General features: G+C 31.3%; 15 protein-coding genes. 9 read left to right on the forward strand and 6 right to left on the reverse strand.

Going from position 1 to position 13544, the window contains the following annotated elements; all coding sequences use genetic code 11:
• Window positions 1-124: 124 nt before the first annotated feature.
• Complete coding sequence (locus tag ACJDU8_RS19955) at window positions 125-700, reverse strand: TetR/AcrR family transcriptional regulator C-terminal domain-containing protein (protein WP_406793929.1); 576 nt, start codon at window positions 698-700, stop codon at window positions 125-127.
• A 237-nt stretch (window positions 701-937) separates the two neighbouring features.
• Here ACJDU8_RS19955 and ACJDU8_RS19960 point away from each other — a divergent pair, with 237 nt between their 5' ends.
• Window positions 938-1600 (forward strand): class I SAM-dependent methyltransferase, encoded by a 663-nt coding sequence (locus ACJDU8_RS19960; RefSeq protein WP_406793930.1) that lies wholly within the window; start codon window positions 938-940, stop codon window positions 1598-1600.
• 40 nt (window positions 1601-1640) lie between these two features.
• Here ACJDU8_RS19960 and ACJDU8_RS19965 read toward each other — a convergent pair whose 3' ends face one another.
• Together ACJDU8_RS19965 and ACJDU8_RS19970 are read right to left on the reverse strand one after the other, a co-directional pair.
• Window positions 1641-1763, reverse strand: a complete 123-nt coding sequence (locus tag ACJDU8_RS19965; protein WP_406793931.1) for a hypothetical protein — start codon at window positions 1761-1763, stop codon at window positions 1641-1643.
• A gap of 130 nt (window positions 1764-1893) precedes the next feature.
• Complete coding sequence (locus ACJDU8_RS19970) at window positions 1894-2205, reverse strand: hypothetical protein (protein ID WP_406793932.1); 312 nt, start codon at window positions 2203-2205, stop codon at window positions 1894-1896.
• A gap of 251 nt (window positions 2206-2456) precedes the next feature.
• Between ACJDU8_RS19970 and ACJDU8_RS19975 the strand changes: the two genes are divergently transcribed.
• The 4 genes from ACJDU8_RS19975 (at window position 2457) to ACJDU8_RS19990 (ending at window position 6001) form a co-directional block, all read left to right on the forward strand.
• Window positions 2457-2987 carry a PadR family transcriptional regulator gene (locus tag ACJDU8_RS19975; RefSeq protein ID WP_406793933.1) on the forward strand — a complete coding sequence of 177 codons (531 nt, stop codon included), beginning with the start codon at window positions 2457-2459 and terminating at the stop codon, window positions 2985-2987.
• A gap of 5 nt (window positions 2988-2992) precedes the next feature.
• Window positions 2993-4357, forward strand: coding sequence for an MFS transporter (locus ACJDU8_RS19980; protein WP_406793934.1), 1365 nt, complete (start codon window positions 2993-2995; stop codon window positions 4355-4357).
• Window positions 4358-4498: 141 nt separating this feature from the next.
• A complete protein-coding gene (locus ACJDU8_RS19985; RefSeq protein WP_406793935.1) occupies window positions 4499-5482 on the forward strand; it encodes a DUF4180 domain-containing protein in 984 nt (327 codons plus the stop codon).
• A gap of 153 nt (window positions 5483-5635) precedes the next feature.
• Window positions 5636-6001, forward strand: coding sequence for a DUF4180 domain-containing protein (locus ACJDU8_RS19990; RefSeq protein WP_406793936.1), 366 nt, complete (start codon window positions 5636-5638; stop codon window positions 5999-6001).
• Window positions 6002-6295: 294 nt separating this feature from the next.
• Here the strand turns inward: ACJDU8_RS19990 and ACJDU8_RS19995 are convergent, their stop codons facing one another.
• Entirely contained in the window at window positions 6296-6913 is a 618-nt protein-coding gene (locus tag ACJDU8_RS19995) for a HutD family protein (protein ID WP_406793937.1), read from the reverse strand.
• Between the two features lie 1683 nt (window positions 6914-8596).
• On the opposite strand from ACJDU8_RS19995, the gene infC reads away from it, so the two are divergent.
• Window positions 8597-9115, forward strand: coding sequence for a translation initiation factor IF-3 (gene infC, locus ACJDU8_RS20000; RefSeq protein WP_406793938.1), 519 nt, complete (start codon window positions 8597-8599; stop codon window positions 9113-9115).
• Window positions 9116-9343: 228 nt separating this feature from the next.
• Here infC and ACJDU8_RS20005 read toward each other — a convergent pair whose 3' ends face one another.
• Complete coding sequence (locus ACJDU8_RS20005; RefSeq protein WP_406793939.1) at window positions 9344-9514, reverse strand: zinc-ribbon domain-containing protein; 171 nt, start codon at window positions 9512-9514, stop codon at window positions 9344-9346.
• Between the two features lie 386 nt (window positions 9515-9900).
• Between ACJDU8_RS20005 and ACJDU8_RS20010 the strand changes: the two genes are divergently transcribed.
• Complete coding sequence (locus ACJDU8_RS20010; protein WP_406793940.1) at window positions 9901-10404, forward strand: hypothetical protein; 504 nt, start codon at window positions 9901-9903, stop codon at window positions 10402-10404.
• 1033 nt (window positions 10405-11437) lie between these two features.
• Here ACJDU8_RS20010 and ACJDU8_RS20015 read toward each other — a convergent pair.
• Window positions 11438-11686 (reverse strand): GyrI-like domain-containing protein, encoded by a 249-nt coding sequence (locus ACJDU8_RS20015; protein ID WP_406793941.1) that lies wholly within the window; start codon window positions 11684-11686, stop codon window positions 11438-11440.
• A gap of 761 nt (window positions 11687-12447) precedes the next feature.
• Between ACJDU8_RS20015 and ACJDU8_RS20020 the strand changes: the two genes are divergently transcribed.
• Window positions 12448-12645: a cold-shock protein gene (locus ACJDU8_RS20020; RefSeq protein WP_406793942.1), complete on the forward strand. Its 198-nt coding sequence runs from the start codon at window positions 12448-12450 to the stop codon at window positions 12643-12645.
• 604 nt (window positions 12646-13249) lie between these two features.
• Complete coding sequence (locus tag ACJDU8_RS20025; RefSeq protein WP_406793943.1) at window positions 13250-13447, forward strand: alpha/beta-type small acid-soluble spore protein; 198 nt, start codon at window positions 13250-13252, stop codon at window positions 13445-13447.
• The last annotated feature ends 97 nt before the right edge of the window (window positions 13448-13544 follow it).

The following is a 13544-nucleotide window of genomic DNA, read 5'->3' on the forward strand; positions in this document are numbered from 1 at the left end:
ACTAGAGCTTTAATATATATAGTATCATACTATTGTAAATTAGGCACAGTATATGAAGAAAAATGGCATAAAATCGCCTAATACTGTATGAGTAGGAGTCTTTTTCTGATGACAGGAAGGGTTTTTATTCAACCAGCAACCCGGCAAACAATACTCTTAATCCATATAAGAACTGTTGTTCAAAATCTGAACTCATCTCATATTGTTCTCCAAAAACTAATCCAAACTGTTTTAGTTCTTCTGAAGAAATATGTTTTGCACGAATTTCATCAGCGACAAATGATAAAATATAGTTATTCATGAGATTTGCAGCAGTTAGACAGTTTTTATCAGAAACTCCGTACTTGGTTAGTGCAGCTAAGATAAATTTAATAGCTTTTATTCTGATTGGTGTCCTGGGAAAAGACTGTGCAAGTACGTCCACCGCATCCCTGGTTCTTAGTAGAACTTTCCTAATTTCTAAAGCAAGGGCAGTTAATGCTTCTCCAGCATCCTCTATTGTTTCGGGCAAAGATATTTCTTGGTTAATGTGTTCCGATATCAGATCATATAACTCCTGTTTATCTTTGATATGCCAATACAAGGACGACGCCTTTATATTTAGTTCCTTTGCAAGTGTCCTCATTGATAAATTCCCTATTCCATCACGGTTTAATATATTAAGTGACGCTTTTATAATTAATTTTTTTGTTATAGCCATAAAATCACTCCGAAATTTTTAAAAATATTGACACTAACACTGTTAGGTGATATATTAATACTGTTAGTTAACTAATGGTGTTAGGTAACTTTATTATAGCCTATTGTTAATAGTGTTATCAATAAATTTTTATGTAAGATGCTTCTGAGACTGAAAAATAAAAAACAAAATTATGACTATCTTTAGGCCCCACAGTAAATGGAATGTTAGCCGTTAGTAAAAGGAAGGTGAAATGTCATGATGAAAAATATGAGGAAAAAAAAGGATGTAGGCATCTATGGTTTAACAGCAAAATGGTATGATAGGAACTCTCGTAGAAGTAGGCTTGCTGAAATGCGAAGATATGCCAATGAAGTTGCATCTCATGTTAGCAAAGATGCAAATATTTTAGAAGTTGCACCAGGTCCGGGTTATTTGTCTATTGAGCTTGCCAAGAAAGGTTTTAATGTAACAGGTGTTGAGATTAGTCCTGATTTTGTAAAAATCGAAGAGAATAACGCAAAAGAAGCAAATGTTTCTATTGATTTTAAAGAAGGTAATGCATCAAACTTACCCTGTGAGGACAATTTTTTCGATTTTATTGTCTGCAGTGCCGCATTTAAGAATTTCAAAGAGCCTATTGAGGCATTGCATGAAATGCATAGAGTTCTCAAACAAGGCGGAACATCTCTAATAATCGATATGAATCATGAGTTAACACCTGAAGATATAAACAATGAAGTAAGCAAAATAGGAATGAAGGGATTTGACAAACATTTCGTAAAATTTGCATTTAAGACTTTCCTAAAACAAGCTTCTTACACAAAAGGAGAATTTGAGACATTATTAAAAGAAACACCTTTTAATAACTATGAAATCAAAAAAGAAGGCATCAGCTTGTATGTCTATCTTCATAAATAAAGGGAAATGAGGAATTTCATTTCCCCTTTAATAATTTATTTTAATATCTTATTTCACATCTTCTGTGTCTTCTGTGCTTTTGTTTTTCATATCCTCCACATAATAATAAAATTATTATTACTACTAGCACTTCACGTCTACCACCATGATATCTGCGTGACATAAAGATTCCTCCTTATTATCTTTTGTTATGTACTTTTATAATATTAACTAGATACGTAAATGACACTAGATGAGATAAATTAATATAGTAAAAAATCCATAAGCCACATAATACCACTAAGGGATAGTCTTTATACGTTTTCAGTCTTTAGATTGTCAGTATTTTTTAAATCGTCAACACTCTTTTTATTTACAATAAGTTTTGTTCCTATTCCAATAGAAATAGTAATAATAGCTAGTCCGCAAGCGTCCGCAAAAATTCCTAGGCCTTTATTCATTTCTCCAAATTCTTGATAATAGACTTTGTCTAAAGATGTTCCTATCTGTGAATCTACTACTTTACTATTATTGGCTGTCCCTTTTAGTTGGAGTCCTGAATGGAAAAAAACGATTCCTGAAATAATACCAAGTACAATTACCAATATGCCTATCTTTTTTCTCATATTATACCTCCATAAATATCTTCTATATAGTTTCATATGTATAATACAACATATTTATTACAAAAAATTGCTAAAAATATATGAAGATAATATACTCTAGAATATACTTTGCCACTAGTTACAGGTTTTATGGCATTACATCCCTATAAGTAATTTTTAATTCCTAAAAAATTTTTAAGCAAACAACTTGCATCATATATCTAAAAGATATATAATAAATATATCTTTTAGATGTATGGGAGAGAGTTGAAATGATGAATGAACTTTTCATTTTAGGTGAATTAATGGAAGAATCACAAAACGGCTATCATTTACGTAATGCATTGCAAGTTTCTTTAGGACATCATCGGAAAATTAGCTATGGCGTGATTTATCCCCTACTTGAAAAATTAGAGAACAAGGGTTTTTTAGAAATAACCAATGTAGAATTAGACAAAAAAAATAAGAAAATCGCCACTATTACAGAAAAAGGAAGGAGACGTTTTTTTGAATTAATGAAAATGCCTGTTCCAAGAGGTGCCCACAATGCTGATATCTATTTAATAAAGCTTGATGTGATGCAGCACCTTGCTCTAGATGAACAAATACAACTACTAGATCAATTCTATCAGGAGCAAAAAGATATCATCGAAGATACACAAGATGCACTTGAAAAATTAGCTAAAGAGGATTCAAAAGATCACTGGTATGCAGGTAAGAAGTTTCAGTTACGATTACAGCAAGCCAATGTGGCGATTGAGTGGGTGGAAAAATTTAAACATGAATTGAAGAAGGAATGGTGAGAAGCATGCCAAAAGAAATAAAAGTAGCCTTATTAATGGCTGCTAGTCTCTTTATGGAGATTTTAGATGGAACAATTGTAACTACCGCACTACCTAAAATGGAAGAATATTTTCATACAGGTTCGGCAACAATCGCTTTGCTGGTCAGTGTGTATTTGATTACAGTGGCCATTTTTATCCCATTGAGTGGGTGGCTGGCTAATCGATTTGGGAAAAAGAAAATTTGGATTATTGCTGTCATCATCTTTACCGTTAGCTCGTTAAGTAATGCATTAGCACCTAACTTTCCATTCCTTTTGTTAATGAGAGTTGTGCAAGGAATTTCTGGTGCTTTGATGACACCTACAGCAAGATTGATTGTATTAGAAAAGACACCAGCTTCACAGCTATTGAAAATGATTAGTTATCTCATTTGGCCTGCATTGATAGCGCCCGCAATAGCACCGGTGGTTGGCGGATTTATTATTACTTACTGGAGCTGGCCTTGGATTTTCTTGATTAATATCCCAATAGGCTTAATTATCGCATTAATCGGCATAAAATTGATTGATAAGGATCAGGTAAATAAGACATCTACTTTTGATCTTTTAGGATTTATAGAAATTGCCTGTTCATCCGGCATAATTCTAATTGGAGCAGAACTAGCTACTCATGGAAAAAATTATTGGTTTGGTGCATTAGGATTAGTTATTTTAGGTGTGGTATTAGGCTTTATAGTTTTTAGGCACTTGAAAAAAGTAGGCAATCCATTATTTTCACTTGATTCGTTAAAAATAACTTCTTTTAGAATCTGCCAGACAAGTGGTTCTGTTTTGTGGCTATCTGTTGGGGCAATGCCCTACCTATTAACGATTTTTTTACAAACGGTTTTTCATTGGTCTGCAGTAAAAGCAGGTAGTTATGTGCTGTTTATTTTTATTGGAAATATTGGAATCAAACCTTTTACTAATCCAATTATTCGTAAACTAGGCTATCGTGGCGCACTATTGTCATCATTTGGAATGGTATTTATCACATCCATTGGTTTAGCATTCATTGAAACTAATACTTTGCCTATTTGGATAATGTTTCTTGCATTAGTCTCAGGTATAGGACGATCACTAGCCTTAACTGCTTACAATGGATTAAGTTTTTCCGAAGTAGATCCTCAAGATCGAAATAGCGCAAATACTTTGAGTGCTGTCGTTTCAACGTTAGCCCAAGGGATGGGAATATCACTTATTACAGTTGTTGTAAATTTACTACAAATTTTCTTTTTAGTTACCATTGCATATAAATTAGGTTTTGTCTTTCTTGGTCTATTGATGCTATTCCCAGTAATTGAAGTATTATTTCTACCTAAAAATATTGGACATGCGACAATCAGCTAATTTTACTTGCTGCATATGAGAAAACACTGGATAGACTGTTGCATAGTATTAGTATTTCTAAAGAATAAATTTATTCTCATTGATGCTAACATTAACATATGTTATTATTAACATATGTTAATGCTAAAGGGAGGCGGGAATATGTCAATTAATTATGCAATTTTAGGGATACTAAGCTACAAGTCAATGGCAGGATATGATTTAAAAAAGATTATTCAAGACTCTGCTTTTATGCATTGGTCAGGAAATAATAATCAAATATACAAGTCATTAATAGAACTGCGTGATAAAGGTATGGTAACTAATGTAGTCAAGCATCAAGAAAGTTCTCCAACAAAAAAAATCTACCAAATAACTAGTGAAGGACTTGCTGCTTTAAAAGAATGGGTTCTTTCTTTAGCTGAGCCCAGTGAAATAAAGAAGCCGTTTCTTGTTCATCTTGCATGGTCTAAGCAGCTCAACACCAGTGAATTAAATATGATGATTGATGAATATGAAAATCAAGTTAAAATGCAGTTATTAATGGAGCAAAGCAAACAGGGTACAAATTTTTTACCAGACAGAACTGCTTTGGAAACAACAATATGGAGTTTTATCAAAGATAATATTCGAAGAACATATAAAAATGAACTGGTGTGGATTCAAGACCTGCGAGGAGCCATATCCAATATTCCTAATGAGAATGATGTAACTAAAAATGAAAATAAGAAAGTGGCTGGTCAGAAAGAAAAAAGAGTTGAAATGATGAAGTATACTGTAAACAGCAATAATGAAATAAGGTATGTTCATTTTAATGATTCAAAAACTAAACTTGAAACAGAAAGAAATATCTTAGACATAATTACTGCATTAGCAGAAAACAATACGCAGTTTGTGTTGCTTAATAGTGAAACACTTTCCAAGGATTTTCTTGAACTTAAAAAAGGATTGCTTGGAACTTTACTTCAAAAATTTACGATGTATCATATTAAATCTGCAATAATTATCAAGGATATAAAGAGTTTAAAAAGTGAATTTAGAGAGTTAATTTCTGAGAGCGGAAAACATGATGTTTTTAGATTATTTACAAACATTGCTGATGTAGAAAAATGGTTCTTAAGCCTAAAGCAAAGGGAGGAATCTTAAGACATAATGCTGTATTCTATGGAGACTGCTGACCGAATGAAAAAACTTGTTCCAAATGCTAGAATCAATATTTTGCCTGAAGGAGGGAACAGTCTAATAAATCTTACTGATACAATATTTTAACAAATAAACTGAGAAGGAGATCCTTAAATAATGAATTACACTTTTTTTGGAAAAGACGATTCCATCGTGTATATTAAGAGTGAAGATATTTTAATATCTGACTCGCAATCTGCTCTCGACCTTATGATGACGGTAGAATATGAAAAAGATTGCAGTAGAATTATACTAGACAAAAAAGTCATATGTGAAGAGTTCTTTAGACTTAGCAGCAGTATTGCCGGTGAAGTTCTGCAGAAATTTATAAATTACCATATTAAACTGGCTATTATCGGTGATTTTTTGAAGTACACAAGCAAACCTTTGCATGATTTTATTTATGAGTGTAATAAAGGCAATGATATTTTCTTTGTAGACAACTTGGATCAAGCAGTAGAAAAGTTGGCTTTAGCTTACTAATTATGGCACGTAACTGATGTAATACATATCGATATTACTATAATCACAATATCACTCATATTGCCACCTCCTCTGCTGTCAAATTAACCACAGCGACCTCTTTTGTAAGAGATAAATCCCGGGAGGTGGCTAACTAAAAACATTTTATTCTCTTATCAAATAGTATACCATATTTTATTTGTAATTTAGGAATACATGTTTTTATAAACTAACTGAATATTATGATTTAGAGGTTGCTCAGCAAAATATTAGAATAAATTCTGTAGCCCTAGGATCAACTCATTTGGAAATAAGCTAATTACGATAAATTATGCTTACTATTATATTAGTAATTTCTGAAGTATTGTTAGAAAGCATAAATTCATGAGTATAGCTTGAATTTACACAGTTAATTAAAATTAAATCACTTTTAACAGTTTCAAAAACTTTATCATTAATAGTAGAGTTAAATCCACCATTTACAGTGTAAAAACAGATTGCTGCTAAATCTTTATTTAATGGAGTTTTATATTGGAATTTAAGCTGTTTGCTAGGATTAATATTAAGATGAAGTAATTCACCATTATAATTTTCCCTTGTCATTAAATTAAAAACAGAAGCTTTACCATGAGTCTTAGTTTTCCAATCGCCCATAAAGTCGTCTTGCTCAAAGGAGTTAAGTAATTTCTTGTACTTATTTTCATGGTCCAGAGTTATTTTTCCTTCTATAACCATGAATTTACGGGAAACCTTTGGTAGACTACTAAAAGTAGATTCTGGTATATCGATTTTAGCAACTCCCAACCTCCATAAAAAGTTCTTACTGGCATAATCAGAATTTAACGGATATGTTGTCAGTTCTGTAGCCATGCCTCCAGACCAAAATGTTGGCTTGTAATTTTCTTGTCTTAGTAATTCTATATTATATTTCATATAGCAGTTGCACCTCTTCTTATATATCTTTTATGTTCATTATATTAAAAGATATATATATAATCAATCAAGTTAATGTGAGTTCAAAATATTAATTGATTTATGGTTAAAGTTACCAGGTATGCTACTAACAGCAGTAAAGTTATTTTAAAAGAATAATTACTGTTTCTCTTGAGCCTAGTGGTTTACAATTCTATGCTGAATTGCCTCAAGAAATGTACACCTTAATATTCTGATTTATTTGCATATTTCAAGTTTTTCAAATATAATACACATAGAATTTTAGCGAGGTGATAATATTTATGGAATATTTGATTGTAAAGGAAGCGAGAGAAAAGTGGGCCATCACTGGTAGGGTGGTAACATATTATTGGGCGGCCAGACGAATAAAGGACACCATTAAAAAAGACAACCGATTGTTCCGGTTGATGCGGAAAAGCCTGTTGCTGGACGTTACAAAAAGAATAAGACAAAGGACGGCGACGGCATATGAGCACTATCCTACTGATTGAGGATAACGAAAGTTTACAAAAATATATTCGGGAATACCTGAACGCTTATGGTTTTGAAGTACATGTACTAAATGACTACGAGCTCTAGCTTAGTATTTGGTGCAAAAGACGATATAACTAATTTGCGACCAATTTACAAGCAAGAACGCTTTGATATGGCGTTTGGTATTGGCGGTTTTGGATGTACTTCTTTACCTGACTCTTAGAAAAAGATTTTTTAGAGGTGTTGAAGTTTGATAAAAAATTTCTCTTTATAATAAAGTATTTTGTTATAAAAATCTCAACAATTTTGAAGCGGCACAAGAAGAATGGTTAAAACATATATTTATGAGAGTTGAGAAATAGTTTAAAAGCCTAGAGTTAGTAAACTTAGCTCTAGGTCTGTTTTTAAATACCTGAAAAGTTACAAAATCTTTGAAATCCCAACTAATTAATATTGAATACCTAAAATGGAATTTGGTTTTCGTATGTGATTGTCTCGTTTTTCCAACAAATAACAATTGCGTTTTGAGAAGAATTAAGGTATAATTAATAAGTTAATAGAAAATCATTTATAAAATAGTTGCGGCGAAAGATTGATTTTGGATTCAATTCTTTTCATAGCTGAAAGTTTTTTGCATTGACAGTGAACTTTGAGCTCGAATAATCTATAAAATCAACCTGGAGTCTTGAAATTCAGGAACAAAAACATTTCAAATATTCTAGTTATATAAAATTAGTGATTTAAGAATTCTTCTAAAGTACATTCTTCAAATCCTCAACTGTTTCATTCTAATTTTATCCCTAATTAAAATTTTGTTGGACTTTTGTACTCATTATATTATCTTGAGAATATAATTATTTTTGCAGCGGTTTTATAAGGAATAGTTAGGAGAAAGTAAGATGAAAAAAAATAATGTAATTGTAATCATTGATATTACTACAGAGGATGTAATAGATGAATGCATAGCAGAAGCTATAGAAAAGTAGTATGTTTAAAATGCTATCATTATATTAAGTATGTCTAGCTTAGGAATGTATGAATGCTCAATTTAAATGGCTCTCAAGAATAAATTGTGCACACACAGAAAGTAATGAAGACAGACATAAGAATGCAGTGGTAGCTTTGTTTATTTCTATGTAATTTGAGTAAAATAAAAAGTTAGGCTAATACTATAAGGTGATTTAAAAATTGGAGGTGTTGTGTATTAATAAGAATATAATTTTAAATGAAGGAATAACAGTAAGGGAAATCAGACTGGTGTCAGAGAAGGAAAGCAGGATAATGGGCTCGAAAGAAGCTTTGGAGTTGGCAGCTCAGCAGGATATGGATTTGGTAATGATATCTCCAGCAGCAGTTCCACCAGTGTGCAGAATAATGGATTATAGCAAGTTCTTGTTTGAGAAAGCCAAGAAAGAAAAAGAGGCAAGAAAGAATCAAAAAACTATTGATCTAAAGGAAATAAGACTAAGCCCCACTATTGAAGAGCATGATATAGAGATTAAGGCCAAAAATGCAATAAAATTTTTGACAGGTGGAGACAAGGTTAAAATATCTGTTAGATTCAAAGGAAGGCAAAACAAATATACTAATTCAGGGACTAAAGTACTTGAGAACTTCCTTTTAAAACTGAATGATCTAGGGATAGTTGAGAAGTCTGCTAGACTGGAAGGAAAGAACATGTTTATGGTTCTCTCTCCAAGGAAGTAGTTATCAGTATGTAGGCCATGGATTGCTATAAGGCAATACATGGTTTTTCTAGTTGTTACAGTTTGATTGATGTCGTCTTTATGTTAACCCCTAATGTGCTATCTCATACTATTCGATATACTGATCTTGCGAGGGAAAAATAAAAGAGTGGTTATACAAAACGGATGTATTTAAGTTAAATTTAAAACCCTGCAGGAACACACCTGCAGGGTAACAGTAAACAAGTTACTATCTTCTAAAGCCTCTATTATTGTTGCGTTGTTGCTTTCTTGCTCTTCTGCAATCAGCACATCTTTGTGGCTCATTATCGAATCCTTTTTCTTTATAGAAAGCTTGCTCGCTTTCAGTAAATACGAATTCTTTTCCGCAGTCTTTACAAACTATAGTTTTATCTGCCATCTCAACATTCCTCCTTTTTAAAATATTAAGATCCAAAAATAGATTAACAAGTATATTCTAAAAAGAGGATATGTTTGTTTATCATATTAAATCTTAACAACAAATGCAGTTTCGCATCTGGTACTTATTTAATATAACACATTTTAAAACTGTGTACAACATATTTATTTTTTTAAAAGTGTATTTTGCTATGGTATTTGTGCTATAATATTTAAATAGGAGAAAAAACGCTATGAGTAAGCTTTTAATATGACAATACAAGCTGTTGTGCCACCTTGAAGAAGGTGGCTTTTTTACCGGTTACCAAGCTAAAAGCCAACAAATTATATAGATACTCTCAGAGTTCTGGGAGCGTCATATAGATTATATAAGAAAGGAGAGTGCTTATGTTCAGAAAAAACCATAATAGAAAAAGTGCAGTATCTATAAAAATGCTTATAAGAGAATTTGGGGAGGACTTCTCAGAGCATGTGAAGGAACGCTTGATGGATCTTGAGGTCAGGTGTTTTCTGACAAGAAAAGAAATACCTTATAGATTCGACTTAAAGCACGTTGAGCATTTGCAGTATGAAATTGCTTCCGACGAGGCAGAGCCTTCAACACCTTGCAGTAAGGAATATGCCTATGGACAATTCGTAGTACTTGATGGAATACTTTATTTTTCGGAGAGATGCCTTGAAAATAAGGATATCATGCAGTCTCCTATGGTTAGTATTATTTATAATGCTTTAGATGAGGGTATTATTGTTAATGAAGGAAGTAATTTAAAGAGGCTGAATGATAATAATATTGATTTTGTTGTAGATAGTATATTGTCCTCGTGTCCAGAAGTATCTCAGTCATATCTAGATATTGTGCAAGGAATGATATCGAGGTCAAATAAAAGATAATTTTTGTTATCATTTACTATAAGAAAAATAGAAGGAAGGATATAAGATGGAAAACAACAAAATTTTATGCCTACTTTATTTTATGGGGTACATCTTTACGCAAATTCAATATTAATAAGTAATAGTATCATCTTTCTTTCACAACACATGTTGAATGTGTTGTAAGAATAGAGGCATTAACGCTTAGTGAAGGCGAGTATGAGAAGGCTGAACTTAGCGTGAAAGCCCGCATTACGGAGGGGAACGGAGTAATGTGTTCCTTAAAAAATATTGTATATAAAAAGGCTTAGGGCATTCTGCCCTATTTTTTTGTGCTTTATGTTTGCATAGACTAGAAATCTATCCTTAAATAACTTGAATTTTTCTAAAGCGATTCATCCATGAGAGGGTAGCTTTTATTATCCACTGGAGAGCCTTTGAATTTTGGCTCTCTTTCTTTAATCTTTTTTTATATACCTGAAAAGTTACAAAGATTTTGTAATACGCTTTTATCTATTTATTTTCATGTATAGATATTAAAATATAATCCTTAAAAAATAACTAAAAACACCACAAAATTCGAACATGAATAATGTGGTGTCCAGTAGATTATTTGATTTTTATAATTAAGTCGGTAGATGTAAACTATTCGTCATAATAAAATTAAGAAATATTATCATCCCAAAACGGTATAATATCTTACAGTTCCCTCACAACTCATGAATAGATTATACCATTTAATACCATAAAGTTGAACTAATTGTCTTAATTTAAAACAGAAATTGTTTCATATGGCTATACTCTAATGACATGGGGAAAAAGTATTTCATTAGGGTTATAAATGTTTATTAGGAAATCAGAGGAAGCATGTACATTAGCAACAGTTAAGGACATGGCAACTGAATTTATTTCTATACCTCATACACTGCTCCCATTATCTTTTTACTGGAATTTGTATTTCAGTTATAAAATTTTGTGGGTTAGCCTCATTGCCATAGTGCCTAATTCCTTTCCCTCTCATATTTCCTGATATCTTATAACCATTTTCCTCTATTCATTTTGATATAGCTTCCATTGCAGAAGAAATATTCTCATAAACTCCGGTATAGGTAACTGTTGCAGCATAAGGAATTTCATCAAGATCTTTATACACAAAACCATCTTTATTTTCCCGAAACTCTTGAACTGGAATGGCTATCTCCACATCTATATCTGAATCCTTATATTCAGAATCATGATAAATAGAAAAAATTTCGTCTTCGGGAAGGTGCTTGATCTCTTGAGATGCAGTAAATGTATTCATTTCTGTCCAAAGCTCTTCCTCCAAGCTGTAATCTTTAATTATTTTTCTTAATCTTTATCATAGTGCTAAAGCCAATAACTTATTTGAGAATTTTTTTTTATAATCTTCGAGTTTAAATGTATTTCAAAAAACGTACTGCCCAGAAATTCCAATGTATAGTATTCTTAGCAAACTTTCCTATTTACATTTAATTTGGTTCATTTTTAAAGCACATCTATATATTTAGATTTATTGATTAGTATATCTAAATTTCATTTTGTCTATTAATATTTTACAATAGTACTAACCGTTTTTTACCTTTAAACAGAACCTATATTGGCAGATAATAGTATTATTTGGTGGCACGGCAGCATGCTTATGGTGAGGTAATTATAACTAATTATTAAGATGTAAAGAGTGCTTAATAATTGCACTCTTTATTGTATAATGTACAACAAACTCTTATAGAAACATTCTTGTAGTTATAGTATCTTTTTATTTAATTTTTTAGTATGATTTAAATACTTCTAAACTTTATAAAGGTATCTTTTAGATAAAAATTTTTATAATAAAAGCCCTAGTAACCCCAGAGCTTTTATTAATTAAAACATATTGAGATGATATTAAAGAACCAACATGGGTATTAATCATTATATCCAATTTATCATATTTTATATTTATTTTCCAGGTATCCATATAATTACCTAGAATATCTTTTACACAAATGTACAAACTTATTACAGAGAGTTTAAGAAAAATAAAGTTTCGGAGGCGTACGTTATATGAATGGTACAGTTAAATGGTTTAATGAAAGTAAAGGATTTGGATTTATTACAGGAGAAGATGGAAAGGATACTTTTGCGCATTTTTCTCAGATAAATGCAGATGGTTACAAATCACTTCGAGAAGGCCAAAGGGTTTCTTACGACATAGTTAGAGGTGAAAAAGGACCTCAAGCAGAAAATATTACTGTTCTTTAATTAGCGAATTTTATCCCTTAGATATCATAACTATTTAAGGGGTTTTCAGGTATTTAAAATTAAAATTGTGATTATAATAGATATATTTTATATAAAACAATGTTGTAATAAAGTTACCTCCTAACAAGAATATGGTGAGGAAAGTATGCAAAAGTCCTCCTTAAACATATTGTGTCCTCCGTTAGGGGGTTATTTATTTTCCATTATTAATATAACCATTACTAATAGAAAAGCTATCCTATGGACAGCTAAAAAGAATTTAAAAGAGACGATTGTATTATTTATAATATGTTCAAAATTGGTAAATTCCATATAAAATATGGAAAATGATTTTAATCAAAATATAAGGTATTCTTTAGATATTAGATAAAGTCTTTATGATAAAAAGCCCTGGCGAGTCCAGAGCTTTTATTATGAGTCATATTAAAACCATAGCTAGTAAAATATTAGAAGGATTTCAGTTATGCATTAATAATATACCCAACTGAACTTATTTTTATGTTTATTTTCTAAATATTCATTCAACTACCTGGAGTATTTTTTATAGAAATGTACAAACTTTAAGTATAAACAATAAAGATTACTATATAAAGGAGTGTTGGTCATGGCACGTAACAGTAATAATTTAGTAGTTTCACAGGCTAAAGAAGCTTTAAATCAGTTTAAAATGGAATCGGCTCAGGAAGTTGGAGTAAATTTGAAGAATGGTTATAATGGAGATTTAACTGCCAGAGAAGCTGGATCTGTAGGTGGAAATATGGTTAAGAAAATGGTTGAAGCTTATGAACAGGGATTAAAATAAAGTATAACAAAAATCTAGTAGGAAAAATAAAATGGAACCTATATAATAGACACTTTAAAAAAGACTATTTATATAGGTTCTTTTCTTGTACAATAAA

It is taken from the genome of Candidatus Clostridium eludens, assembly GCF_045310515.1.
Classification (GTDB): domain Bacteria; phylum Bacillota; class Clostridia; order Clostridiales; family Clostridiaceae; genus Clostridium_B; species Clostridium_B eludens.

Excerpts from the sequence above, each read along its gene's own strand:
- ACJDU8_RS19985 (WP_406793935.1), top strand. The coding sequence starts at position 4,499 with ATGTCAATTAATTATGCAATTTTAGGGATACTAAGCTACAAGTCAATG.
- ACJDU8_RS19955 (WP_406793929.1), bottom strand. The coding sequence starts at position 700 with ATGGCTATAACAAAAAAATTAATTATAAAAGCGTCACTTAATATATTA.
- ACJDU8_RS19970 (WP_406793932.1), bottom strand. The coding sequence starts at position 2,205 with ATGAGAAAAAAGATAGGCATATTGGTAATTGTACTTGGTATTATTTCA.
- ACJDU8_RS20025 (WP_406793943.1), top strand. The coding sequence starts at position 13,250 with ATGGCACGTAACAGTAATAATTTAGTAGTTTCACAGGCTAAAGAAGCT.
- ACJDU8_RS19990 (WP_406793936.1), top strand. The coding sequence starts at position 5,636 with ATGAATTACACTTTTTTTGGAAAAGACGATTCCATCGTGTATATTAAG.
- ACJDU8_RS19980 (WP_406793934.1), top strand. The coding sequence starts at position 2,993 with ATGCCAAAAGAAATAAAAGTAGCCTTATTAATGGCTGCTAGTCTCTTT.
- ACJDU8_RS20015 (WP_406793941.1), bottom strand. The coding sequence starts at position 11,686 with ATGAATACATTTACTGCATCTCAAGAGATCAAGCACCTTCCCGAAGAC.
- ACJDU8_RS20020 (WP_406793942.1), top strand. The coding sequence starts at position 12,448 with ATGAATGGTACAGTTAAATGGTTTAATGAAAGTAAAGGATTTGGATTT.
- ACJDU8_RS20010 (WP_406793940.1), top strand. The coding sequence starts at position 9,901 with ATGTTCAGAAAAAACCATAATAGAAAAAGTGCAGTATCTATAAAAATG.
- ACJDU8_RS19965 (WP_406793931.1), bottom strand. The coding sequence starts at position 1,763 with ATGTCACGCAGATATCATGGTGGTAGACGTGAAGTGCTAGTAGTAATA.
- ACJDU8_RS19960 (WP_406793930.1), top strand. The coding sequence starts at position 938 with ATGATGAAAAATATGAGGAAAAAAAAGGATGTAGGCATCTATGGTTTA.
- ACJDU8_RS20005 (WP_406793939.1), bottom strand. The coding sequence starts at position 9,514 with ATGGCAGATAAAACTATAGTTTGTAAAGACTGCGGAAAAGAATTCGTA.
- ACJDU8_RS19995 (WP_406793937.1), bottom strand. The coding sequence starts at position 6,913 with ATGAAATATAATATAGAATTACTAAGACAAGAAAATTACAAGCCAACA.
- ACJDU8_RS19975 (WP_406793933.1), top strand. The coding sequence starts at position 2,457 with ATGATGAATGAACTTTTCATTTTAGGTGAATTAATGGAAGAATCACAA.